The organism is Pokkaliibacter sp. MBI-7, assembly GCF_029846635.1.
In the GTDB taxonomy this organism is placed as follows: domain Bacteria; phylum Pseudomonadota; class Gammaproteobacteria; order Pseudomonadales; family Balneatricaceae; genus Pokkaliibacter.
The window spans coordinates 628,753-651,143 of record NZ_JARVTG010000002.1 but is presented as its reverse complement, the minus strand read 5'-3'; the positions used below and the strand labels follow the sequence as shown (position 1 = coordinate 651,143).

General features: G+C 58.4%; 19 protein-coding genes. 8 read left to right on the top strand and 11 right to left on the bottom strand.

Going from position 1 to position 22,391, the window contains the following annotated elements; all coding sequences use genetic code 11:
• Nucleotides 1–41: 41 nt before the first annotated feature.
• Entirely contained in the window at nt 42–602 is a 561-nt protein-coding gene (locus QCD60_RS22600) for a carbonate dehydratase (protein ID WP_279788673.1), read from the bottom strand.
• A gap of 92 nt (nt 603–694) precedes the next feature.
• Entirely contained in the window at nt 695–1,597 is a 903-nt protein-coding gene (gene folE2, locus QCD60_RS22595) for a GTP cyclohydrolase FolE2 (protein ID WP_279788671.1), read from the bottom strand.
• 46 nt (nt 1,598–1,643) lie between these two features.
• Here folE2 and QCD60_RS22590 point away from each other — a divergent pair, with 46 nt between their 5' ends.
• Entirely contained in the window at nt 1,644–2,000 is a 357-nt protein-coding gene (locus tag QCD60_RS22590; RefSeq protein WP_279788669.1) for a hypothetical protein, read from the top strand.
• 14 nt (nt 2,001–2,014) lie between these two features.
• Here the strand turns inward: QCD60_RS22590 and QCD60_RS22585 are convergent, their stop codons facing one another.
• On the bottom strand, nt 2,015–2,563 hold the full coding sequence (locus tag QCD60_RS22585; RefSeq protein ID WP_279788667.1) for a substrate binding domain-containing protein: 549 nt from the start codon (nt 2,561–2,563) through the stop codon (nt 2,015–2,017).
• Between the two features lie 57 nt (nt 2,564–2,620).
• Between QCD60_RS22585 and QCD60_RS22580 the strand changes: the two genes are divergently transcribed.
• Nucleotides 2,621–2,980: a hypothetical protein gene (locus QCD60_RS22580; RefSeq protein WP_279788665.1), complete on the top strand. Its 360-nt coding sequence runs from the start codon at nt 2,621–2,623 to the stop codon at nt 2,978–2,980.
• Nucleotides 2,981–3,248: 268 nt separating this feature from the next.
• Here QCD60_RS22580 and QCD60_RS22575 read toward each other — a convergent pair whose 3' ends face one another.
• From QCD60_RS22575 to QCD60_RS22545, 7 genes are all read right to left on the bottom strand, one after another.
• On the bottom strand, nt 3,249–4,136 hold the full coding sequence (locus QCD60_RS22575) for a LysR substrate-binding domain-containing protein (protein ID WP_279788663.1): 888 nt from the start codon (nt 4,134–4,136) through the stop codon (nt 3,249–3,251).
• 80 nt (nt 4,137–4,216) lie between these two features.
• On the bottom strand, nt 4,217–5,836 hold the full coding sequence (locus QCD60_RS22570; protein WP_279788661.1) for a BCCT family transporter: 1,620 nt from the start codon (nt 5,834–5,836) through the stop codon (nt 4,217–4,219).
• 81 nt (nt 5,837–5,917) lie between these two features.
• Complete coding sequence (locus tag QCD60_RS22565; protein WP_279788659.1) at nt 5,918–7,042, bottom strand: mandelate racemase/muconate lactonizing enzyme family protein; 1,125 nt, start codon at nt 7,040–7,042, stop codon at nt 5,918–5,920.
• Entirely contained in the window at nt 7,039–8,211 is a 1,173-nt protein-coding gene (locus QCD60_RS22560) for an iron-containing alcohol dehydrogenase (RefSeq protein WP_279788657.1), read from the bottom strand. The genes QCD60_RS22565 and QCD60_RS22560 overlap by 4 nt, the downstream gene beginning before the upstream one ends.
• 10 nt (nt 8,212–8,221) lie before the next feature.
• Nucleotides 8,222–9,715, bottom strand: coding sequence for an aldehyde dehydrogenase (locus QCD60_RS22555; RefSeq protein WP_279788655.1), 1,494 nt, complete (start codon nt 9,713–9,715; stop codon nt 8,222–8,224).
• A 550-nt stretch (nt 9,716–10,265) separates the two neighbouring features.
• Nucleotides 10,266–11,504, bottom strand: a complete 1,239-nt coding sequence (locus QCD60_RS22550; protein WP_279788653.1) for a Xaa-Pro peptidase family protein — start codon at nt 11,502–11,504, stop codon at nt 10,266–10,268.
• 52 nt (nt 11,505–11,556) lie between these two features.
• Complete coding sequence (locus tag QCD60_RS22545; RefSeq protein WP_279788651.1) at nt 11,557–12,447, bottom strand: hypothetical protein; 891 nt, start codon at nt 12,445–12,447, stop codon at nt 11,557–11,559.
• Between the two features lie 300 nt (nt 12,448–12,747).
• Here QCD60_RS22545 and QCD60_RS22540 point away from each other — a divergent pair, with 300 nt between their 5' ends.
• Complete coding sequence (locus QCD60_RS22540) at nt 12,748–13,620, top strand: LysR family transcriptional regulator (RefSeq protein ID WP_279788649.1); 873 nt, start codon at nt 12,748–12,750, stop codon at nt 13,618–13,620.
• A 273-nt stretch (nt 13,621–13,893) separates the two neighbouring features.
• Here QCD60_RS22540 and QCD60_RS22535 read toward each other — a convergent pair whose 3' ends face one another.
• On the bottom strand, nt 13,894–15,120 hold the full coding sequence (locus QCD60_RS22535; protein WP_279788646.1) for an MFS transporter: 1,227 nt from the start codon (nt 15,118–15,120) through the stop codon (nt 13,894–13,896).
• Between the two features lie 526 nt (nt 15,121–15,646).
• Here QCD60_RS22535 and gcvA point away from each other — a divergent pair.
• From gcvA to QCD60_RS22510, 5 genes are all read left to right on the top strand, one after another.
• Nucleotides 15,647–16,564 carry a transcriptional regulator GcvA gene (gene gcvA / locus QCD60_RS22530; RefSeq protein ID WP_279788644.1) on the top strand — a complete coding sequence of 306 codons (918 nt, stop codon included), beginning with the start codon at nt 15,647–15,649 and terminating at the stop codon, nt 16,562–16,564.
• A 507-nt stretch (nt 16,565–17,071) separates the two neighbouring features.
• Nucleotides 17,072–18,721, top strand: a complete 1,650-nt coding sequence (locus tag QCD60_RS22525; RefSeq protein WP_279788642.1) for an ABC transporter substrate-binding protein — start codon at nt 17,072–17,074, stop codon at nt 18,719–18,721.
• A gap of 84 nt (nt 18,722–18,805) precedes the next feature.
• The gene (locus QCD60_RS22520) at nt 18,806–19,756 is read left to right on the top strand and encodes an ABC transporter permease (RefSeq protein WP_279788641.1); all 951 of its coding nucleotides are present in this window, start codon (nt 18,806–18,808) and stop codon (nt 19,754–19,756) included.
• Nucleotides 19,753–20,589, top strand: coding sequence for an ABC transporter permease (locus QCD60_RS22515; RefSeq protein WP_104157206.1), 837 nt, complete (start codon nt 19,753–19,755; stop codon nt 20,587–20,589). The genes QCD60_RS22520 and QCD60_RS22515 overlap by 4 nt, the downstream gene beginning before the upstream one ends.
• 13 nt (nt 20,590–20,602) lie before the next feature.
• The gene (locus tag QCD60_RS22510; RefSeq protein ID WP_279788638.1) at nt 20,603–22,273 is read left to right on the top strand and encodes an ABC transporter ATP-binding protein; all 1,671 of its coding nucleotides are present in this window, start codon (nt 20,603–20,605) and stop codon (nt 22,271–22,273) included.
• Nucleotides 22,274–22,391: the final 118 nt, after the last annotated feature.

Sequence of the window (22,391 nt, the reverse complement as noted above, 5' to 3'; positions counted from 1 at the left end):
ACAGCAGGACGAGGCGAATAGATCGGGAAAGCCTGACGTGGCTAAAACTCGTTGTGAATTGCCTTATAACCACTCACCAGCTCGTTATTGGTACGGGCCACATCTTCGGAAAACTCACTGGCCGCAGCGGGTACCTGTGGCAGTGCTTGCAGGTTGGTATCCGGGCCAATCCGCTCGGTGGAACGCACATAGAAACCGGGGGGCAGGTGCACCCCATCGACCACCGCGTTGTAGCGCACCACACAGCCATCATCGACAGTGCAGTTGAACAGCACGCTGTTAAAACCGATAAAGACCCCGTTACCCACGGTGCAGGGGCCATGAACGATGGCGCGATGGGCGATGGAGGTGCGCTGGCCAATACTGACCCGCGCACCAGACTTGGAGTGAATCACTACCCCATCCTGAATATTGGAGTGGGCACCGATGACGATAGGGTCGATATGACCATCGGCATCCATTTCATCCGCCCGGATCACCGCATAGGGGCCGATAAAGACGTTCTCTTCGACGATCACCAGTCCACACAGGATGGCGGTGGGATCGACAAAGGCACTGGGGTGAATCTGTGGCAGATCGCCACGGGGATTTTTTCGGATCATGGTGATTTCTTCTAATGGCAAAGAGGCATTGATCGCCTGAGAAGGAGTGCCCACGCCGCTGGGCCGACACGCAGCCGCTCGTCAGCACGTTCTTACAGGCTGGGTGCAGCCCAGGCTGCCGCATCATGAGGATGCAGGCTTTCCAGATGGCGCACATGAATATGGGCATGACTGAAGCGTTCAGACAATGCCGCCTGAATCCGGCGTGCAGCGTCTTCAACGAACATCAGGTTCTGGCCATTGAGTGCCGCAAACGCCTGCTCATCTGCGCGTTTGACGGCGGTTTGTACCGGCGTGCCCAGTGCCTGCTCGACAGCGTCGATCAGGCTGAACATCCCAAAGGCCGGTGCATCAGCAGCCACATCAACCCGCACCACGGCTTCACTGCGCTGGCTGTGGGGCGTTGCCAGCGTGGCGTGCTGGCGCAGCCAGGCACTGATGACGGCAGGCGCAATAGCCGTCTGACCAGCAAAGGCACGTTCAAAGCCCTGTTCAATCAGCTGTCTGGCCAGTGCCGCTGAGCACGGGCAGGTCGAGGAGTAGCCCACGGTTACCGTCAGCTGCAGCTGCATCACGCCCTCTCTGAGCGTGGCTTCGACATGCACCGGATAGGCTTTCCAGCCTGCCAGCCCGGCACTGATCAGCGCCTTACGGCGGGCCAGCAGGTCAAAGCGGACATTCAGCCGGGCACTGCGGCTTTCGCAGTCACGGTGGCTGTCTACCATCGCCTGCAACAACTGCTGCAGGTGGCCGGGCGACAGCTCCCGGCCACCGGTTTGCTCATCCAGCAGGCGATACAGGCGCGACATATGGATGCCCTTGACGTAGGGCGCGGGCAGATCGACCTGAGCATCGATCCGGGCATGCAGTTCCCGCTGATAGCCCGGTTCGGCAAGGATGACGGGCAGATCAATGCCCTGCATACCGACCCATTGCAGCGGGCTCAGGGTAGCTGCGCGCTCGGTCAGTGATACATCGGGGAGTGGAAGGTTCATTAACGACATCCGGCAAAGGCACACTGCGGTCAGTTGAGTGTGCAACGTGCATAACCATCATGGACACGACAAACAGCATCAGCGTACGAATACTGTTAAAACGTCAATTCGAAATAGTTATAACATAACATTAACAGCAGATAAAACTTCCCTTGTACAGCCAGCAGCGACAGGTATCAGTGAAGAAGCAGGCACAGCAGCTGAGCATCCTGTTTACGTAAGTTTTGTCGATGGCTTCGGCATACCTGTCGATAGCATCACCAACATTTTTACGGTTACAGCTGACAGTGTTCACCAGTACCTGACCCGTGACCGGATTAATGCGGGCAAAGATTGCACCAGAAATAGCCGGGACACACTGGCCGCCAATAAACACCAGAGTGAGCAAGGTGATGGACTATAGCGGCAGACAGGTGATTATCCGGTGATGCTGTCGAGCTGGTCCCAGTATGGCTGAGGGCCAAACTGCGCCAGAAAATAGTCGATGAAGACCCGAACTTTATGCGCAACCAGCCGCGAGCTGGGGTAAACCGCCCAGATCGCCGTCTGGGTGTGTATCGGGTACTCATTCAGGATTGGGATGAGTTCGCCGCTTTTCAGCTGTTCATACACCGACCAGGTGGAGTTCAGGGCAATCCCAATGCCCGCCACACAAGCATCCCGCATGGCTTCGCCGTTATCAGTACGCAGCATGCCCGTGGTTTTGACGAACTTGACGCCATCGGCGGTATCAAACGACCAGGTCTCCAGCCCGGCCAGTCCGATACAACTGTGTTTTTTCAGTTCATCAGGGGTGGAAGGTAGCCCAAACTGCTCAATATAGGCCGGGGATGCACAGATGATGCGCCGGTCGGGTGCCAGCTTGCGCGCGATCAGCGCTGAGTCTTTCAGTGCAGAATTGCGAATGGCGATGTCAAAGCCCCCTTCTACCAGATCCACCATGGTATCGGTCAGGCGTAAATCCACCCGCAGCTAGCGGCGCAGGCTGCTGTGGACCTCAGTGCGCTGGCAGGTCAGAGGCCAGTGGCGGATCAGTTTGACAGCTATGCCCAGAGCAAACTGGCACTGACCATGTGGACCTTTGCCATGGCGCAAACGCTCAGGCATGCGGGGCCGGTGCTGATTGCACTCAATCCGGGTTCATTGCTGGCCAGCAAAATGGTGCGTGAAGGGTTTGGTATCGCCGGCAAAAGCCTGACTATTGGGGCGAACATTATAGTGAAAGCAGCACTTGCTGATGAGTTTGCCGCGGCCTCCGGGCGCTACTTCGATAACGACAGCGAGCGCTTCGCTGCCCCCCACCGGGACGCGCTGGATGCGGCCAAGTGCAAAGCAGTGGTGGCAACGCTTGAAGCCACACTGCAGAGGCTGCTAACGGTATAACGCCGCCAAAGGCCCTCATTCAGTGCCCCAAAAAGCCCTTCAGCTGAGGGGCAACACGATCAGTACCCCATCACAAGCACTGACGGCTTCTTAACAGGCGGCTATTGGCCAGATCAGCCCATCAGTCGCTTGTCGAAGTGGTAGTCAGACAGTGCTCGATACAGCCGTGACATATGTATCCCCTTGATCATCGGCGAAGCGTGTTTTCACGGTATCGCCGAGAGCACCCACTTCTGCGATTTCTGTCGGCACAGTAAAGCCTGCTGTCTTAGCTCGCTTCCAGCGTGACCGCCCGCAGCCACTGGCTGAAAGCGGTGATTTTCGACAGGCCCATGCGGCTGTGGCTGATATCCAGCCAGTAGCCAAGCTCACCCTTCACTTCGATATGGGCACAGACCGGCACCAGTGTGCCCTGCTGCAACTCACGGCTGATCATATGCCGGTCGATCACAGCCAGCCCCTCCCCTGCCAGCGTCATATTGATCACCTGATCCAGCGTGCTGAACTCGATACCATCACGGGGATTGATATGCGTGAGACCGGCGGCAGCAAGCCACGGCTCCCACAGACGCAGGCGCTTCTGCCCGTCCAGTACATGCAACAGCGGATGCTCATCAAACAGCCGTTGCACGCTCCAATCGGCGAATTCAGCATTGACCACCGCAATATGGCGCTCGCGAAACAGTAGCTCGCTGAAGCATCCGGCAGCCGGTTTGTTGCCAAAACGGATGCGACAGTCGTGATCGTAATGCGCCTGTCGCTGCTGCAGCTCGGTCTGGATACTCAGCTGCAAATGAGGAAACTGGCGCCGCAGCTGCCTCAGCCTCGGTGCCAGCCAGCGCGTAGCGTAGGTCGGAGGGGTGGCCAGTCGCAGCTGCTGTCGGGGGTCTGCCGTTTTCACCCCGGTGACAGCCTCTTCAAGCAACTCGAAAGCTGCCCGCACCTGAGGCAGCAATTGCTCCCCCTGATCGGTCAGCGTCAGACCATGATGATGGCGATTGAACAGCGGCTGGCCCAGCTCTTCTTCCAGCTGCTTGATCTGCCGGCTGACTGCGCCCTGTGTCAGGTTGAGTACATCAGCGGCTTTGGTGAGATTCATATAGCGGCAGGCCACATCAAACATGCGTAGCGCCGCAAGGGATGGGAGTCGTGACATGGTGAGTCTCAGAGCAGACAGGCGACAGCCCCGTGACGGTATCAACCATCACGGGGCACTTCACGTTCAGGGAATGTGAACTAGCGCGACTGCGCGGCCACCGCCTCTGCCGGTTTACCGGCGTTTGGCGTCGCCATGGGCTTGCGGGCGCGGTTGTCTGCCATGCCCAGCAAGTCAGCCGACAGCAGCACCTTCACCAGACTTGCTGTGATACCGAGGATGATAAACAACGCCGGTAAGCCGCCCAGATTCGACATCATCTTGATGCCATCAATCCCGGCGAAACCGGTCATCACCCAGGCGACAAAGCCTATGGTGCCGCCCCAGACCAGCTTCATTTTCAGATTGCCACTGCTGGCTTCCTGCTCATCGTGCTCCATGCGCTGGCTGCCGTTCTGACTGCACAGATTACTCATGGCTTCGGTGTTGGAATCCGCCGCAGTGACATAGGAAAGAAAAGCCACAAAGACGAACACCAGACTGGTCAGGCCAGCCAGCGGCAGCTGGTTGAGCACGGTGTAAATCACTGACTCCGGCCCCAGTTTTTCCAGCGCATTGTGCAGTAAGCCGTTGTTGTGCATGTCCATATGCAGAGCCGTACCGCCGAAGATGGCCATCCACACGATAGCGAAGGATGCCGGCAGGATCAGGTTCACCACCATAAACTCGCGAACGGTGTAGCCACGGGCAATCTTGCCGAGGAACAGCGCCGTCACCGGTGCCCAGGCCAGCCAGTTAGCCCAGTAGAAAATAGTCCACCAGCGTGGCCAGGAGTCGCCGGAAATAGCGCCGGTAAACAGGCTCTTCTGGAAGAACTGAGTGACATACTCGCCCAGACTTTCCATGCCAAAGCCCAGGATGTAGGTGGTCGGCCCGAATAGGAAGAGAAACAGACAGGCAGCGAAGAACAGCTTGGTATTGAGGTTCGACAGCACGGCGATACCTTTCTGTAAGCCACTGGCCGCCGAAAGAATAAAGGTGCAGACGATCGCCAGAGTGATCAGCCCCTGCGTCAGAGAATTGGAAGGTATCCCCAGCAGGCTGTTAAGCCCTCCACTCAGTGTCATCACCCCCGTGCCCAGTGACGCAGCCATGCCTGCGACCAGTGCAAACAGCGCCAGCGCATCCAGCAGCTGACCTTTTTTACCCTGCAGACGGTCACCCAGTAGTGGTGTGAATGCCGATGCCAGCGAGAACGGTTTGCCGAGATTGTAATGAGCCAGGGCAAACATCAGGGCCGGTACGGCATAGATGGCATAGGGCGTGAACGACCAGTGCAGATACAAGGTCGACAGCGCGAACTTGGCCGCTTCCGGCGAATTCGGCGTCAGGTGCAGTGATTCAGGAGGCGAATACAGGTGATACATCGGCTCTGCCGTCGCCCAGAACAGAATGCCGATGGCCACGGTGGTGCACAGGGTAATAGAGAACCAGCGCCATTTGCTCAGCATCGGCCTGGCTTCCGCCCCGCCAATACGCACTCTGGCCAGCGGCGAAAAGCACACCCACACGCACACCGCCACCATGCTCAGGGTGCCGAAACTGAACAGCCAGGCGAAGCGGTCAAGAATCCAGTCATTGATGGCAGAGGTGGTTTTCAGAAATCCATCGAGATCATAAAGGCTCATCGCCACGGCTATCAGCAACAGCAGAAACGGTGGCCAGAACACCAGAGGGCGGATGTTATTGTTATCGCTCATCTACGAGTTCCCAGATAAGGGCATAAATCGGTGCCTCTGACGGCAGTGAGTCACGTCAGAGGCGTTACGTGTTAAAACGGTTCAGGCATACGTCGCCTGATTGCTGAGCGTCCTTGCCAGCACCTCTTCATCCAGCTCGATACCCAGCCCCGGCGCATCTGACAGGGTCAACCAGCCTTCGCTGTCCGGTACGATGGGCTGGCGCAGCATGAAGTCGCGTCGCTCGACGCTCCACTCGACGCCATCGAGGGGGAATTCGATAAAGGGCGCACCGACGGTGCCTGCGGTCAGATGGATATTGGCCAGCAAACCGATGCCATTGCCCCAGGTGTGCGGCGTGAAGATCTTGCCGTGCTCAGCGACCTTCAGCGCCAGTTTGCGCAGCCCTTCCATGCCGATGGAACAGACCACATCAGGCTGGATCACCTCCAGACAGTTTTCCCGCAGGATGGTGTCGAACTCATAGGGCTCGCGGGTCATTTCCCCCCCGGCAATCTTCAGCGTGGTGGCCGCGTTGAGTCTGGCCATGCCCTGATAGTCGCCACGGTGCAGAGGCTCTTCCATCCAGTAGACGTTGTGGGTTTGCAGTTCCTGTGCCACCTCCAGTGCCTTGCTGTAATCCCAGGGAGTGGCCACATCCCACGGCATACGCCAGCCCTGATTGCAGTCGACCATCAGCTCCAGCTGGTCGCCGACCGCCTTGCGTACGGCTTCCAGCACGGCGAAATCGTCGGCCAGACTGGCGCGTCCGAAGCGTACCTTGAGTGCCGGATAACCCCTGGCCACCATGTCTTCCGCCAGTGCCACCATCTGCTCCACCGGACGATGAACGCCGCTGGACGCATAGGCCTTGATGCGGTTGCTATGGCCACCCATCATCTGCCACACCGGCTTGTTCAGCAGTTTGCCCGCCAGATCCCACAGGGCCACATCCAGCGGCCAGGGCCGACCGGCATGGAAACCAATATTGTCCAGCACCGCGCTGTGGCGTTTGAGGTCCAGCGGATCTTTGCCGATAAACAGCTGCACATAGTCCTGAAAGCCATACATCACATCGCCGGAACCAATGCCGACCAGCCCCGAATCATCGTGCACCCGCACAATGGTGGCGGGAAACTTGCGCCGTGGCTGGGTATCCCAGGACGCCGGGAACGGTGGGTCCAGGGGTAACTGGTGATGGGTAATTTCGATACGGGTGATACTCATGCTGCCTGCTCCTGACGCTGTGCCAGCTGCCACACTTCCACCACGCGATTCGCCAGAAAGCGCCACTCCTCACCACTGGGAACCCGCACGTTATTGTTGGCCATTGGCAGGTTTTCACTGGCCTGCATGCATTCCAGCAAGGCTTCCGCATCCAGCTGCAACGGCAGGAAAGGCGTCAGGCAGGCGGCGAAATTCACCTCAGCCAGCAGGGCTTCAAACAGCTTCGGCATCTCTCGCGCCTCGGCATCCGCACGGAAGCAGCGTACGACATCGGCATAGCGCTCTTCGTGGCCGGTCAGGTTCCAGTTCAGCGCCGCCTGCAAACCCAGCGTCACCGCAATGCCGTGAGGCAGATGATAGAGGGTGCCGAGCGCATGGCCGATATTGTGAGCGATACCAGTACCGGCATTATCGATGGCCAGCCCGGCCAGACAGGCGGCTTCCTGCACCTGCTGACGAGCAGACAGATTGCCCGGCTCAGCCACGGCGGCCGGCAGTGCCTGCACCACCTGACGAATCGCCTGCAGCGCCGACGCCGCCACCAGATTATTACTGCGCTGTCCGGTCACGGCTTCCAGCGCATGAATCATTGCATCCAGCCCGGTGGCCGCGGTCAGGGCCGCGGGCAAGGTTGCGGTCAGCGCAGGCTCCAGAACCACCAGATCCGGCGTCAGCTCCTCACCCCAGGCCCACAGCTTGCGCCCTTCGGCGTTGCTCAGCACACAGGTACGAGTCACTTCCGAGCCGGTACCGGAGGTGGTCGGGATCATGATCGACGGGCACTTGCCCACATACGGGTTAGCACACAGCAGATAGTCTTCCATGGGCCGCTGACAGACGGCCAGCGCCGCGATCAGTTTGGCAATATCCAGCGCCGTACCACCGCCGAGACCAATCACCAGTGGTTGCTCCAGCGCCCGTACCTGCGCTGCACCCTCATTGACGGTCGCAACTTTCGGCTCACCGGCAGGCGCAACAAACACGCTGGTCGGCAACTGGCTATCAAGCAGTGCCTGCACTTTGCCGACCCAGCCGCTGTTGACCATGCCCTGATCCGACACCAGCAGGATGCTTTTCGCTGCGAAGGCTGACAGCCGCGCAGGCAGTGACTGCAAACTGCCGGGGCCAGAAATGATGGGCGCCACGCGCCCCTGTTCAAACGTGCTCATGACGACGGCCTCAGAGTTCGATCCAGGTGGTTTTCAGTTCGGTGTATTTGTCGAAAGCATGCAGCGACTTGTCTCTGCCCTGCCCTGACTGTTTGTAGCCACCAAAGGGCGCATTGATGCTGGTGTGGTCGAAGCAGTTGACCCAGACCGTCCCCGCGCGCAGTTTGCGTGCAGCCTTGTGGCCTTCAGACATGGAGTCAGTCCAGACGGCAGCGGCCAGACCGTACTGACTGTCGTTGGCAATGGCGATGGCCTCTTCCAGTCCGTCACAGGTGATGACCACCAGCACCGGGCCGAAGATTTCTTCCTGCGCCACGCGCATGTCGTTGCGGACGTTATCGAGAATGGTCGGCGGTACAAAGTAGCCACCGCTGTCGGTGCGCACCGCCTCACCCCCGAGAATCACCTCGGCGCCTTCTTCCTGACCGATACGCACATAATCCAGCACCCGCTGCATGTGCTGCTGCTCGATCAGTGCACCCATGGTAGTCGCCGGGTCAAGAGGATCACCCGGCTGCAGTTTGGCAGCCCATTCCTTGACCTTCGCCAGCAGCGGCTCCTTAACGCGATGGTCCACAATCAGGCGGGAGCCGGCATTGCAGGTTTCGCCCTGGTTGTACCAGATGCCATAGGCGACATACATGGCGGCCTTATCCAGATCACTGCAACTGGCGCTGACGATGTGCGGACTCTTGCCACCGCATTCGAGACCGACCCGCTTCATGTTGGAACGGGCGGAATATTCGAGGAACTTCTTGCCCACGTCGGTCGAGCCGGTGAACACCACCGCATCCACATCCGGGTGCAGGCCCAGCGCCTGCCCTGCGGTGGGGCCAAGGCCGGTCACCACCTGAAAAATACCGTCAGGAATGCCCGCCAGTCTGGCCAGCTCCGCCAGTTTCAGTGCTCCCAGCGTTGACTGCTCAGCGGGCTTAAGAATAAAGGCATTGCCTGCAGCCAGCGCCGGGCCGATCTTCCAGCCGCTGATAATCAGCGGATAGTTCCAGGGCACCACACCTGCGACCACCCCCACCGGCTCGCGGCTTACCAGCGCCACGGTGCTGGGACCATTGGGTGCCACCTCGTCGTAAATCTTGTCGATGGCTTCGGCATACCAGGCAATCGCCTCGGCACAGGAAGGCGCATCCACCCGCAGGGTTTCCGCAATGGGCTTGCCAGTATCCAGCGTTTCCAGCAGCGCCAGTTCTTCCTTGTGCTCACGGATCAGCTCAACCCAGCGCAGCAGAATCGCCTTGCGTGCCTTCGGTGCCAGCTCTGACCACTCACCACTGTTAAAGGCGCGGCGGGCAGCGGCAACGGCCAGATCAACATCGTCACTGTCACAGCTGGCGATATTCACCAGCGGCTGACCATTGGCGGGATTGATACGGGTAAAGGTCTGGCCTGAAATGGCATCAACAAAGCGGCCATCAATAAAAGCCTGAGTCGGTAAAGCAATGGACTGGGCCAGCGTTTGCCAGTCTGCGCGTGTCTTGGTTGCCACGGTCTGTCTCTCTTGCTGTGCGGGAGGTTGTTCGGGTTATGAGCCCTAGACTAGATAGCCACCAAAATCCCCACAAACGATTAAAAGGCAGACAGAGCATGCGTTTTTAGAATGTTCGCAGATGCAAAATGCCAACTTCAGGCGGGTCAAACCAGATAAAAAGTTGAGTTAGTGCCTGACAGCAGAGAATGTACGGAATAAGGGGCCATGTGCCGGAAAAGCTGCTGAAAAAGCGGACGGAAAGGCTGGAATGAAAGACTGAAGGAAGGATTGGTGAGGATTGGTGGAGAGACTCACGGAATGAGCAGGACACACTGGCCACGCTGAAGGGGTATGCAGGAAACAGGCACTGCGTACCAACGAAAAAAGCCCCTCATCGGAGGGGCACACACGAAATCGGAACAGAAAACAGAACAGACAGTCAGCAGAATGCCGCTGTCGGACATCACGCGCCGTGCTCCATCACAAGCATTGCGCGCTTCATGCTTAGTTCAGGGTGCGGCCATCACGCCCTGAACCGCATTGCTGCAACATCGATACTCCCTCACCCTTACCTCCCCATCAGTCGTGGATCGAACGGGTAGTCAGACAGCAGTTCGATATAGTCATCACCGATATAGATCTGCTCCTCCAGCTTCACGCCCTCACCGCCATCTTCGTGGCCGATATAGCTCTCGACACAGATGGTCATGCCGGGTAGGAACAGACCGTCGTAACCCTTGTCGTCGATATCTTCACGATGCACCACGTAGGGGTATTCACCGGTCATGCCGACACCGTGTACCAGCGCGAAATAGCGGTTGCCCTTGTAACCATCGGGGATGCGCCAGGCCAGTTCGGCGTATTCCTTGAAGCTGCGACCCGCCTTGAGCAGCTCAACGTTGGTCATCACCTGTTCATAGGCCAGTTTGTACAGCTCCTTCTGCCTGGCCGTCGCAGGCTGATCGCCACAGAGGAAGGTGCGGGAAAAGTCGGCGTAGTAGCCAAAGCGCCCCACCACATCCGTATCCAGCGCCACCAGATCACCGGCTTCAATAGGACGGGTGCTGCACTCCTGAAACCACGGATTGGTACGCGGGCCGGATGACAGCAACCGGGTTTCCACGTAATCGCCGTCGGTCGCGATGACGTGCTGGTGAAGGTGCGACCACAGCTCGTTCTCGCTGATACCGGGCACAATCTTGCTTTCCATCAGCCGCACCCCGGCCTCAGTGGCACGCAGGCTGGAGCGGATCATTTTCAGTTCATTGGGCACCTTGATGCAGCGTGCCTGCTCCAGCGGCTCCTGCGCATCGAATACCTGATAGCCGAGCTTCTGCAGTTCAAAGGCAGCTGCCGAGGTGGCACTTTCAATAGCAATGCGTTTGCCACCGCGGCCTTCGCCGTAACAACGGGCGACCAGCTCATCAATTTCTGCCGCCCAGTCTGCGGTCACGTTACCGAGGAAGCTTTCGCAGAAGTAGTAAGAGATTGCCTTGGCCGGTCTGACTTCATCGACGGTATTGAGCTTTTCCGCCAGATGCAGACAGCCACCAAACTCAAACACCACCACCGGGCCTTCTGCCGGTACAAACACATAACGCGCCGGGTTACGCGCCGAATACACCTGCATATTGCGTGATCCGGTGGCGTAGCGCATGTGAGTCGGGTCAAACAGCACGCAGGCAGCATAGTCACGCTTTTTCAGCTCATTGCGTACGCACTGCAGGCGGTCGAGCTGTATCTGCTGCACTTCCGCTTCAGTCGGGTCGCAATCCGCTGGATTACGGTTGGGGCCAATCATGGTCATGGTTCTGTGCTCACTGATGTTTCTGGGTATGTGTTGGTGCGAAGGTGTTCAGTCAGTCCAGCAGGGCATCACTGCGCACCTTGCGGGCTTCGGCTTCCAGATGCGCTTCTGACAGGCGGCCATAGAGCTGACGGGTACGCTCGGCGCGGCCGATAATGCCGGGCTGCTCGGAGTAGGCAAAAATGGCGGTGTGACGTTCGCGGCTGCCAGCCACCTGAGTCACGCGGTGGACTGAAAAACGCCCCTTAAAGATCTGCAGGTCGCCGGGGTTCAGCTCCAGAATCTTGACGGAATCGCGGTCCTCACCACGCACCACACGGCCAACCCCATCTAGGTTTTCTTCAGTGCGTGAGCGGATCATCGGCGAATACTCAAACATGCCCCCCTGCTCCGGCTTCTGCGTCATCATGCTGACGATGAATTCGTTGGTATCGAAGTGCCAGGGCTGCTGGGTGCCGGTGGGCAGGACGTTCTGCACCAGCCCGGCATAGGGGTCGGCGTATTCGTAGATCACCTCTTCATTGAGGCAGGCGGCGATAAAGCGCTTCATCATCGGGGAGACGTAGATGCGATGAATCACTGCATCGGGCGGAATCATGTCACGGGTGACGAAGCCGCTGGTGCGCTCCATAAAAGTGCGGCGCGGGTCCTGTTCGGGCAGCGTTGGGTCATTCTCGGTGAAGTAGACGTTGACCAGACGCCGGGAGTAGAAGGTTTTGGGTGACAGCTGCTGCCCTTCAACACCCGCCTGCGCCAGTGCCTCGGGGCGCAAAAAACCGCTCAGTACACAGCAGCCGTCTTCAGCCAGCTCTGCCCGGGCATGCTCAATCAGCGCCTGCAAACGCACACTGTCAAAGTCATGCAGCGGGTACAGCTCGGTATCGACCAGATCGGTGATATCACCTATTTCAGCGTCGGCCAGACGCAATGCCGGAGTAATCATGGTGCTCTCTCGCTAATACGGGGAAATACTGCTCAGTAATCGGTGGAGTGAATTACTGCTGCCGATAAATTCAGTGTGCGGAGATTGAGCAATAAAGAGAAACAACAAGATTGAATAGAATCTATCGTGAAATCCGATAGCCGCTGGCAGTAAAGGAATACATAAAAAATGGCTGATCAAAAAATAAAGAGGCACGCAATTTGAATAGTCATTTCAGCTTCAGAGATTACCGGTCGAAAAACGTATTACCGCAGACACGGGTGCCGTATCGGCAAGCGGAGATGCAAGCAGGAATTAACAATGGAAAACCTCGAATCGGATTTATTGCGCGTTTTTGTGGCGGTTATTGAATGCCGAGGGTTTTCGGCAGCAGCCGAACGCCTGCACAAAACCCAGTCGACGGTCAGCCAGCGCCTGCAAAAACTCGAAGAAATGGTGGGCACCCCGCTGGTACAACGCACCAGCCGGTCGGTCGCACTGACCGCGGCAGGTGAGACCTTTCTGATCTACGCCAAACAGATTTTAAAACTGCACCGGGAAGCCATTGATGCCGCCCATAGCAAGGCACGGGCCGATGTGCTGCGCATCGGCCTGCCGGAAGATTATGCCCAGCATTTTCTCAGCCCGGCGCTGACCTATCTGCGCCAGCATTACCCGGAGATTCGCCCTGATATCGTCTGTGAAACCTCAACCCAGCTGGTGGCCAGAGTGCATCGTGGTGAGCTGGACCTGGCGCTGGCGGTACGCCATGCCAACACTGTGCAGGGGGAATATCTCTGTGATGAGCCGCTGGTATGGGTTGCCAGCCCGCTTCTGCAGTTGCAGGCGGATAAGCCCATTCCGCTGGCGGTCTACCCGGAAGGCTGTATTTTCCGGGCCCACGGCATTGCGGCACTGACGGCGGCAGGTCGTGGCTGGCAGGTCGTCTACACCAGCCAGAGCCCCGGCGGTATCGGTATTGCCATTGATGCCGGCGAGGCCGTCGGCATCACTTCCCTCAGGCTGCTGCCGCGTCACTGGCGGGTGCTGACCGAAGCCGATGGCTTCCCGCCGTTGCAAGCGGCAGAGCTGATGTTTTACTACTCACCGGGCCTGGCCAGCCCCTATGTGCAGCCTTTTGCCAGCCAGCTGGCGGATGCTCTGGTGATGAAACAAGCGCCACTATGTGCCTAACAGGCTGTTGAAAAACGTTATCGAGGCCGCCGAGACAAGGAAATACCCCGAGGGCACAAGCAACAGGCGAAAAAGCGGAGTTCAGTGAACTCAATGAGCATTTGACTCGCTCCGCTCGCCCCTTCGGGGCCGTGCTAAAGCACGTTCAGCCTTCGGCTGTGAGCCTGTTTTTGACGCGTATTCGGCAACGCAGACAGATTTTCAACGACCTGCCAGAACCTGTTCACGGCCTTTCAGCTTAGCGAGATCGTGAACAGGTTGGAGCAGACCGTCTCACACCATCACCAGCGGCTGGCTGCGTCGCTGCATAAAGCCCACCCAGACCACATTGGCCAGTACCCAGAACAGCACCCAGCTGTGTACTACGGCAAAGCTGCCGGTGATATCCAGCAAGGCGCCGCACAGTGCGTTGGCACTGGCGCTGCCCAGACCGTAGCCGACCATGCTCAGGCTGATAATGCGCACACTGCTGTGGCCATCGGTTCTGTCGCTGACGTAACTGGCCATCAGCCCCCAGATGGGAAAATACAACGCGGAAAACAGCGTTACCGTCAGCCACACCACCGGCAGACTGGGGCGCAGCAACATAAGTGCGACGCAGATGGCCAGCACCATCAGGCTGCGCTGCACCAGAGGCAGGATGCCAAAGCGATCAGCCAGCAGCCCCATGCCCAGTCCACCGGCCATGCCGGCCACACCCAGCATGGTCCACAGTGATCCGGTCTGTGCCGACGTGCCCCCCAGACGCTCCACTACAAACGAAGACAAAAAGGTCAGCAGCGGCCCGGACACACCGCCGATAAAAGCGCTCAGCAGCAGAATCTGCCACGCCAGCGGTTGGGATTTCAGCAGCGTCCAGGTGCTGCTGGCCGTGACCGAGGCTTCGGCAGAATGGACTGTCTGAGCAGGTGCAGCGGGCAGCCCGCGCCAGGTCAGAATGGCAACGATCAGGGTGATGGCCGCACATACCAGCCAGAACTGCGCCAGTGTCACCCATGGCAACAACCAGGCAATCAGCAGACCGTTCAGACCAATGGCAAAGGCCGCCCCCGACGACGACAGACCGAGAATACGACTGCGATACTGACCGGGAATGGCCTGCCCGGCATAGGCGACAATGGCATTCCAGTTGGCCACCGCACAGCCTGACACCGCGGCCAGTGCCAGAGCAAATACCGCAACCCACGAGGTGGAAACCGCCAGTATCAGCAACGGCACGCTCAGGCAGATGGTCGCGACCAACACCGCCCGTCCCTGCCAGCGGGCAATCCAGCCGCCACTCAGGATCGAGGTGGTCATGTACGACAACAGCAACAGCGAAGCAATCAGAGAGGCGGTGGTGTAACTCAGCTGAAAGTGCTGACGGATTTCCGGTAGTAAGGCCGAATAAAGAAACATGCTGAAGCCGTGGGTGACCGCATTACAGGCGGTAAAAAGAAAAGCACTATTGATCAATACCGACCGGGACGGTGCCGGCACAATCGTAGTATTAGCTGACACCTGAGTATCCTCAGCAATAGAGTTGTTGGCTTAGATAATAAGCAGAAAGGCAATGCCGACTTTTCACCCGAAAACGGGGCAATAAAAACGGGACAATAAAGAGTGAAAGTAAAGAATTAACAATAAAACGAATAACCATCACTGAAAAAACCGACAACAATCGATTCAGTTTCAGTATTGGCTTTCTATTCAGGAGTGGCGTCCACTGTTTCGTCTTATTCACCACTCATTTCACACCGCTAATTCCAGAACAGTCATCAGTCATTGAAGCAATGATGCAGTGCATCGACGAAATACAGTTCAATCCACTCTAGGTGCCGTTTTGCACCGCGCAAAACGACTATTTGTCGTACTGGCTCTGCATAAAACTCATGCTCCATAGCCAGTAACGACCGTCTTTTGCCGCAGCGACATCCACCATGGCAACCACGACAGGTCAAACTCAGCCTGCACGCCATGTCACTGTACAAACGTTCTGCTGCACCGCATGCTTCAGAGCGACCTTTTCCAGCCGATGGAGCCTCACATGTCTCGCCGTCTCCCGCCATTGAATGCACTCAAGGCCTTTGAAGCCTCCGGCACCACTGGCAGCTTCACTCGCGCAGCCGAGCTGCTGCATGTCACCCAGAGTGCGGTCAGCCGGCAGGTAAAGCAGCTGGAGGATATTCTGGGGGTCGAGCTGCTGGAGCGGCGTCATCACTTTCTCGAACTGACGCCCGCAGGCCGCGCCCTGCTGCCGGTGCTGCGACAGTCCTTCGACAAGATTGAGCTGAGCGTACGCAGCATTCTGGAAAATACCCATCTCACCCGCCTCAAGATCAACGTGCCACCGACCTTTGCCACCCGCTGGCTGATTCCCCGCCTTGGCACACTAAAAGAACTGCACCCTGAGCTGGACCTCACCATTACCACCGCGCTGCAGGACAATCTGGTGGAGAGTACCGAGCTGGATTGTGCCATTCGCTTTGGCACCGGCGACTGGGACACCATCGACAATATCCAGCTGATGCAGGAGAGCCATATTGCGGTGTGTGCACCCGCGCTGCTGGCGCGTGAAGGCGGCGCACGCACGCTGGACTTCAATCGCTATACCTTGCTGCATGTGCTCAAGGGCTCCGGGCGCTTTCATACCTGGGAGCATTGGCTGCGAGCGGCACAGATTGAGGATGTGCATACCGAAGGCGGCATCGAGTTTGATCTGCTGGAAATGGCCATCAAGGCCGCCATTCATGGTGTCGGCATCACCATTGCCGACCGCAACATGATTACCCGTGAACTCGCCTCCGGGCAACTGGTGCAGGTCAACGATGTGGTGGTGCCCGGCAATCGAGGCTACTGGTTTGTGACCCGGCCGGATCAGGCAGATCTGCCGCATCTGCTGGTATTTCGTCACTGGCTGGAGCAGGAAATCGAAATGGCCGCCCAGACGATAGGCTCAGTCTGATGGCACAGATACGACGCGGGAGCGGGTACTGCCTCCGTCCATAGCCTGACGGTAACGCTCAGGTGTGTGCCAGCCTGCCTGCGCATACGTTAGCCGCTCCATGCCCGCAAAGTCCCCGGTATTCGCCTAATCAGCCGCCTTCAAGCATTCCAAAATAGACAAAATGTGCGCCCCTTCACCTTCTGAACGGGCGAAATCAGCCAGATAGCATGCGTTTTACTCATGCTCAATCTTCCTATTTATCGTTTGTGCCCCTCCTCTCAGCTGCCTAGGGTTACTGCTTAATAACTGACCGCCACCACAGAGTACGCGGCAGTCGAACCGGATTGGCGTACACCATGCCCAGTGATGACGCCACAACAAAAACAACACTCGGGCTGCCGTTAAATACGCGGCAGCCAGCCAAGCGCAATCCGTCTTATCACCTTTTGCACACACGAAAACAAAAAAGCATAGCCCCAGGGCCTGTCTGCACCAGACCCCGGCCTGGGTATTAGGGAGAAAGAGATGAGCGATCTGAAAAGCCTGGACGGGAAAGACGTCCATTCTGCTGTACCCGCACTTTGCGATCAGGTGAAAGCCGGTGAAATCAACCGTCGCCAGTTTTTACGTACCGTCAGCCTGCTCGGCGTTACCGCGGCCAGTGCGCGCGGCTTCCTCAGTGCCATCGGCGCCGGCGGCGCAGCGCTGGCCAGTGGTACCGTGCTGGCCGATGAGACACCCAAACAGGGCGGCACCCTGCGTTTCGCCTGTGCCATTCAGGAAATTACTGACCCGGCACTGATTTCCTGGGTGGAAGCCTCCAACCTGCTGCGCAACTCGCTGGAGTTTCTGACCTACGTCGACTCTGACAACGTTACCCACCCCTATCTGGCGGAAAGCTGGAAACCTTCTGACGACCTCAAGGACTGGCACTTTGTGCTGCGCAAGGACGTCACCTGGAGCAACGGCAAGAAGTTCGACGTGGATGATGTGATGTTCAACTTCGAGCGCTGGACGGACCCTGAATCCAAATCCCCCAACCGCACCACCTTTCAGGACATCCTCCATTTCGAGCGGGTCAACGATCACGAATTTATCCTGCGTCTCGGCCGCCCACTGCTGGCCATTCCGGAAATGCTCTATGCCTTTACCTGTGCCATCGTGCAGAAAGACTTCGATCTCGACGGCAGCAACTGGGCGAAAAATCCGGTCGGCACCGGCCCGTTCAAGCTGACCAGCTACGCCGTCAGCAAGGAAGCGCTGTTCACCCGACGTGAAGGCTACTGGGGCATTCCCGCCCATCTCGATGGCCTGCATTACATCGATATGGGCACCGACGTTTCCACTCATCTGGCCGCACTGCAGGCTGATCAGGTGGATGTGCTTTATCGCGTCACCGTAGCTGAGCTGGATCTGGTGAAAAAGCTGCCCGCGGCACAGTTGCTGTCGGGAAAATCTACCCAGACCATCGTCATGCGTATGCAGAACGACCAGAAGCCGTTCGACGATATCCGTATCCGTCAGGCCGTGGTGCTGTGCGCCAACAACCAGCAGATGCTGGACATTGCCTATCGCGGCATGGGCACCCTGGGTGAAAACCACCACGTGTCGCCCATTCATCCTGAATACTTTGCCCTGCCCAAACAGCCGCGCGATGTGGCCAAAGCCAAAGCGCTGCTCGCCGAAGCAGGCTACCCGGACGGCATTGATCTGGAGCTGGTGGTGGGCAACACCCAGGGTAAATACGAGCAGGACACCGCCCAGATTCTGCAGCAGAACTGCGCGGAGGCCGGTATTCGCCTGAAGCTCAACGTGATGCCTGCGGCCCAGTACTGGCCCATCTGGGACAAGGCGCCGTTCAGCCTGACCTTCTGGTCGCACCGGCCGCTGGGCGTGATGACGCAGGAGCTGGCCTATCGCTCCGGTGTGGAGTGGAACGAAAGCCACTTCTCCAACAAGGAATACGATGCCGCGCTGGATAAAGCCATGAGCATTGTTGACCCCAAAGAGCGCTCCAAAGCCATGGCGGATGTGGAGCGCATTCTGCAGGAGCACTACGTGATGGTGCAGCCCTTCTTCGGTGACAGCTTCACTGCCGTCTCGAAGAAAGTTCGCAACTATCGCCTTCATCCCTCTGACTACTTCCGCATGGACGGGGTCTGGCTAGACGCCTGATTCATTCGTGATGCAGTAGCTATACACGCTGACCACCCCGGCGGTCAGCGTGCCGTTTATCTGGATGAAGTTGAGACGCTGCCTATGACCCGCTTTCTTGCTCGCAAGCTCGGCGGCATCGTGGCAACGATGCTTGCCGTCTCGCTGATTGTATTTTTCGCACTGGAGCTGAATGTGGACGATGTGGTCGTCCACGTGCTTGGCCCCTACTCCGCCCCTGATCAACGCGCCGCCTGGCTGACCGAACACGGCTATGACCGCCCCTTTGTGCTGCGCTATCTGGCCTGGCTCTGGCATTTCATGCAGGGCGACTGGGGCATGTCTACCTACTACCGCGAGCCGGTGCTGACATTACTGGCCGGTAATCTCTACAAAACCTGCCTGCTGGCGAGCAGCGCCCTGCTGGTGATGATCCCTATTGCCCTGACGCTTGGTGTGATTGCCGGTATCCGCCAGGGCTCATGGGCCGACCGCATCGTATCGGTGCTGTCGGTGTTTACTACCTCCATTCCTGACTTTGCCAGTGCAGTATTCCTGTCCGCCATCTTTGTGTTCTGGCTGAAACTGCTGCCCGGTGCCAGCACCATGACCAGCGGCTTCAGTGTCGAGCAAATGGTGCTGCCGGTGATGGTGCTGTCACTGTTCGGCATCGGCTATCTGGCCCGCATGACCCGCTCATCGATGATCGAAGTGATGGGCGCCCACTATATCCGCACCGCCAGGATGAAAGGCGCCTCGACCCTGCGTATCGTGCTGCGACACGCCTTGCGTAATGCGCTGATCGCACCGGTGACAGTGATCATGCTGTACATCCCATGGCTGCTGTCCAACGTCATCGTGGTGGAAGTGTTCTTTGCCTATAAAGGCTTCGGCACCCTGCTCTACACCGCTTCACTGAACAGTGATGTCTTTGTGATTGAAGCCTGCGCCATGGTCAGTGTGCTGGTGGTTGCGGGCACGCAGGTGCTGTCCGATCTGGCCTACAGCTGGCTCAATCCGCGAATTTCCTTCAACAGCAACGGAGGTGCGGCATGAACTTCCGTTATTTCCTGCGTCACCCTCTGGGTATGACCGGTCTGATCGTGGTCGTCGGCTGGCTGCTGGTGGCCACTTTCGCGCCCCTGCTGGCCCCCTATGATCCGCTGAAAAGTTTCACCCCGCTGCTGACACCCATGAGCACTGACAGTACCGGGCAGTTCTACCTGCTCGGCACCGATATGCTGGGGCGCGATATTCTGTCGCGGCTGATCTGGGGCACCCGCACCGTGCTGTTCTGGGCGTTTCTCGCCACCATGACCGCCTTTGCCGTCGGCATGATGATGGGGCTGATGGCTGGCTTTTATCGTGGTCGGGTCGATACGGCCCTGTCGTTTGTGGCCAATACCGTGCTGTCCTTCCCGGTGCTGGTACTCTATATCGTCATCATTCTGGCACTCGGTGCCTCCGGCACTAATATCGTTATCGCCGTGACCTTTGCCAGTGCCCCGGCGATCTTCCGTATCGTCCGCGCCCTGACCATTGACCTGCGCAACCGTGACTACGTGCTGTCGGCCATCACACAGGGAGAAAGTGGCTGGCGCATCATGCTGGTAGAAATCCTGCCCAACACCACCGGCCCGCTGATCGTCGATTTCTGCCTGCGGGTGGGCTACACCGCCATCATGATCGGCGTGCTGGGATTTCTCGGCCTTGGCTTGCCACCCCCCACACCGGACTGGGGCGGTATGGTCAATGAAGGCCGTTCGATGGCCATTGCCTTCCCCTATCTGGTGATCTTCCCCTGCGTCGCCATCTCCTCCCTGATGCTGGGCCTCAGCCTGCTGGCCGATGGTCTGGAAGAAAGCGCCAAGAAAGGCCCCTACGGTTAAGCGGAGTATCCTTATGAGCACCATCAGTCAGGATACCCTGCTGCGTATCCATAACCTCAGTATCGAACTGCCGGTCGGCACCGACCGTATCTTCGCTGTCGACAGCGTCAGTCTGGAGCTGCGCCGCGGCGAAATTCTCTGCGTGGTCGGCGAGTCCGGCTCCGGTAAATCCGTGCTGACCAGCGCGGTGATGGGCGATGTCGCCAAAGGCCTGCGCCAGAGCAGCTGCACCATCGAGTTTCAGGGCCGTGACCTGACCCGCCTGAGCGAGAAGGAGCTGCGCAAACTGCGTGGTAATCAGATCGCCATGATCTTTCAGGAGCCGATGGCAGCACTGAATCCGGCTATGACCATCGGCCAGCAGGTCGGCGAAGTGTTCGAGCTGCATGCGCCACAGATGAGCAAGACCGAGCGCAAAACCCGTTTGCTGGAGCTGCTGGCGTCAACCCATTTGCCCGAGCCACCGCGTATTGCTGCCAGCTACCCGCACCAGCTGTCGGGCGGCCAGTGTCAGCGGGTGGTGATTGCCATGGCGCTGGCCATGAACCCGGCCCTGCTGATTGCCGATGAACCCACCACAGCACTGGATGTCACCACTCAGGCGCAGGTGCTGCACCTGATCAATGAGCTGAAAGACAAGCATCAGCACGGCATCCTGTTTATCACCCATGATTTTGGCGTGGTGGCCGAAGTCGCTGACCGCATCGCCGTGATGCAGGCAGGCAAGCTGGTGGAGCTGGGCACCGCCGAGCAGGTACTGAACCGGCCCAAACACCCCTACACCCGTCAGCTGATTGATGCCGTACCGGAAATGAATCCAGCCCTGCGGCCGGTGACCAGCGACGCCGAACCGGCACTGAAAGTCGACAATCTGGTAAAGATCTACCGTACCGGCAACCGCGAAGTCCATGCCCTGAAGGATGTCAGCCTGAGCCTGCCCAAAGGCAAAACCCTGTCGATTGTCGGTGAGTCTGGCTCTGGCAAGAGCACGCTGGCCAAGCTGGCGATTCGTCTGACCGGTAGTGATCAGGGCCATATCTGGCTGGGTGACACCGACTTTGCCGCCCTGCAGGGCGCCGACCTGACCCGAGCACGGCGGCGCATCCAGATGATCTTTCAGGACCCGTACGGCTCACTCAACCCGCGCTACAGCGTCGGCAGCATTATCGCCCGCGCGGCACAGCTCAAAGGCATGTCAGCCCGCGGTGCATGGGACTATGCCGGTGAGCTGCTGGAGCGTGTCGGCCTGCGCCGGGAGGCACTCAACCGCAAGCCTAATCAGTTCTCCGGGGGGCAGCGTCAGCGTATTGGTATTGCCCGTGCACTGGCCATGCAGCCGGAGGTGATCATCGCCGATGAAAGCGTATCGGCACTGGATGTGTCGGTGCAGAAGCAGGTATTGCAGCTGCTGAATGAACTGCAGCAGGAGTTGCAACTGAGCATTCTGTTTATCACCCATGATCTGCGGGTGGCAGCACAGATCAGCGACTATATCGGGGTGATGTGCAAAGGGGAGCTGGTGGAGTACGGCACGGTGAAGCAGGTGCTGCATAACCCGCAGCATCCTTACACCCAGAGCCTGCTGAATGCGGCGCCGGGGCGAGAATGGCACCCACCAAGACTGGAGGATCACGATGTGCTGGTCAGGCTGGGGTCGAAACAGCTGGCCAGCAACGGCAGCTAGTGCTGTTCGCAGGAATCGGTTCCTACGCTTGGTCTTTCAACCCTACCTGACAACCGGGGGAAGCCGTGCTTCCCCCGGCCTGCCATATCAGCTGTCCACCAGAGCAACCGGTGTGGAG

What these genes read in the sequence shown, in the direction of transcription:
- QCD60_RS22600 (WP_279788673.1), bottom strand. Translation starts at nt 602, where the DNA reads ATGATCCGAAAAAATCCCCGTGGCGATCTGCCACAGATTCACCCCAGT.
- folE2 (WP_279788671.1), bottom strand. Translation starts at nt 1,597, where the DNA reads ATGAACCTTCCACTCCCCGATGTATCACTGACCGAGCGCGCAGCTACC.
- QCD60_RS22575 (WP_279788663.1), bottom strand. Translation starts at nt 4,136, where the DNA reads ATGTCACGACTCCCATCCCTTGCGGCGCTACGCATGTTTGATGTGGCC.
- QCD60_RS22570 (WP_279788661.1), bottom strand. Translation starts at nt 5,836, where the DNA reads ATGAGCGATAACAATAACATCCGCCCTCTGGTGTTCTGGCCACCGTTT.
- QCD60_RS22565 (WP_279788659.1), bottom strand. Translation starts at nt 7,042, where the DNA reads ATGAGTATCACCCGTATCGAAATTACCCATCACCAGTTACCCCTGGAC.
- QCD60_RS22560 (WP_279788657.1), bottom strand. Translation starts at nt 8,211, where the DNA reads ATGAGCACGTTTGAACAGGGGCGCGTGGCGCCCATCATTTCTGGCCCC.
- QCD60_RS22550 (WP_279788653.1), bottom strand. Translation starts at nt 11,504, where the DNA reads ATGACCATGATTGGCCCCAACCGTAATCCAGCGGATTGCGACCCGACT.
- QCD60_RS22545 (WP_279788651.1), bottom strand. Translation starts at nt 12,447, where the DNA reads ATGATTACTCCGGCATTGCGTCTGGCCGACGCTGAAATAGGTGATATC.
- QCD60_RS22540 (WP_279788649.1), top strand. Translation starts at nt 12,748, where the DNA reads ATGGAAAACCTCGAATCGGATTTATTGCGCGTTTTTGTGGCGGTTATT.
- gcvA (WP_279788644.1), top strand. Translation starts at nt 15,647, where the DNA reads ATGTCTCGCCGTCTCCCGCCATTGAATGCACTCAAGGCCTTTGAAGCC.
- QCD60_RS22525 (WP_279788642.1), top strand. Translation starts at nt 17,072, where the DNA reads ATGAGCGATCTGAAAAGCCTGGACGGGAAAGACGTCCATTCTGCTGTA.
- QCD60_RS22520 (WP_279788641.1), top strand. Translation starts at nt 18,806, where the DNA reads ATGACCCGCTTTCTTGCTCGCAAGCTCGGCGGCATCGTGGCAACGATG.
- QCD60_RS22515 (WP_104157206.1), top strand. Translation starts at nt 19,753, where the DNA reads ATGAACTTCCGTTATTTCCTGCGTCACCCTCTGGGTATGACCGGTCTG.
- QCD60_RS22510 (WP_279788638.1), top strand. Translation starts at nt 20,603, where the DNA reads ATGAGCACCATCAGTCAGGATACCCTGCTGCGTATCCATAACCTCAGT.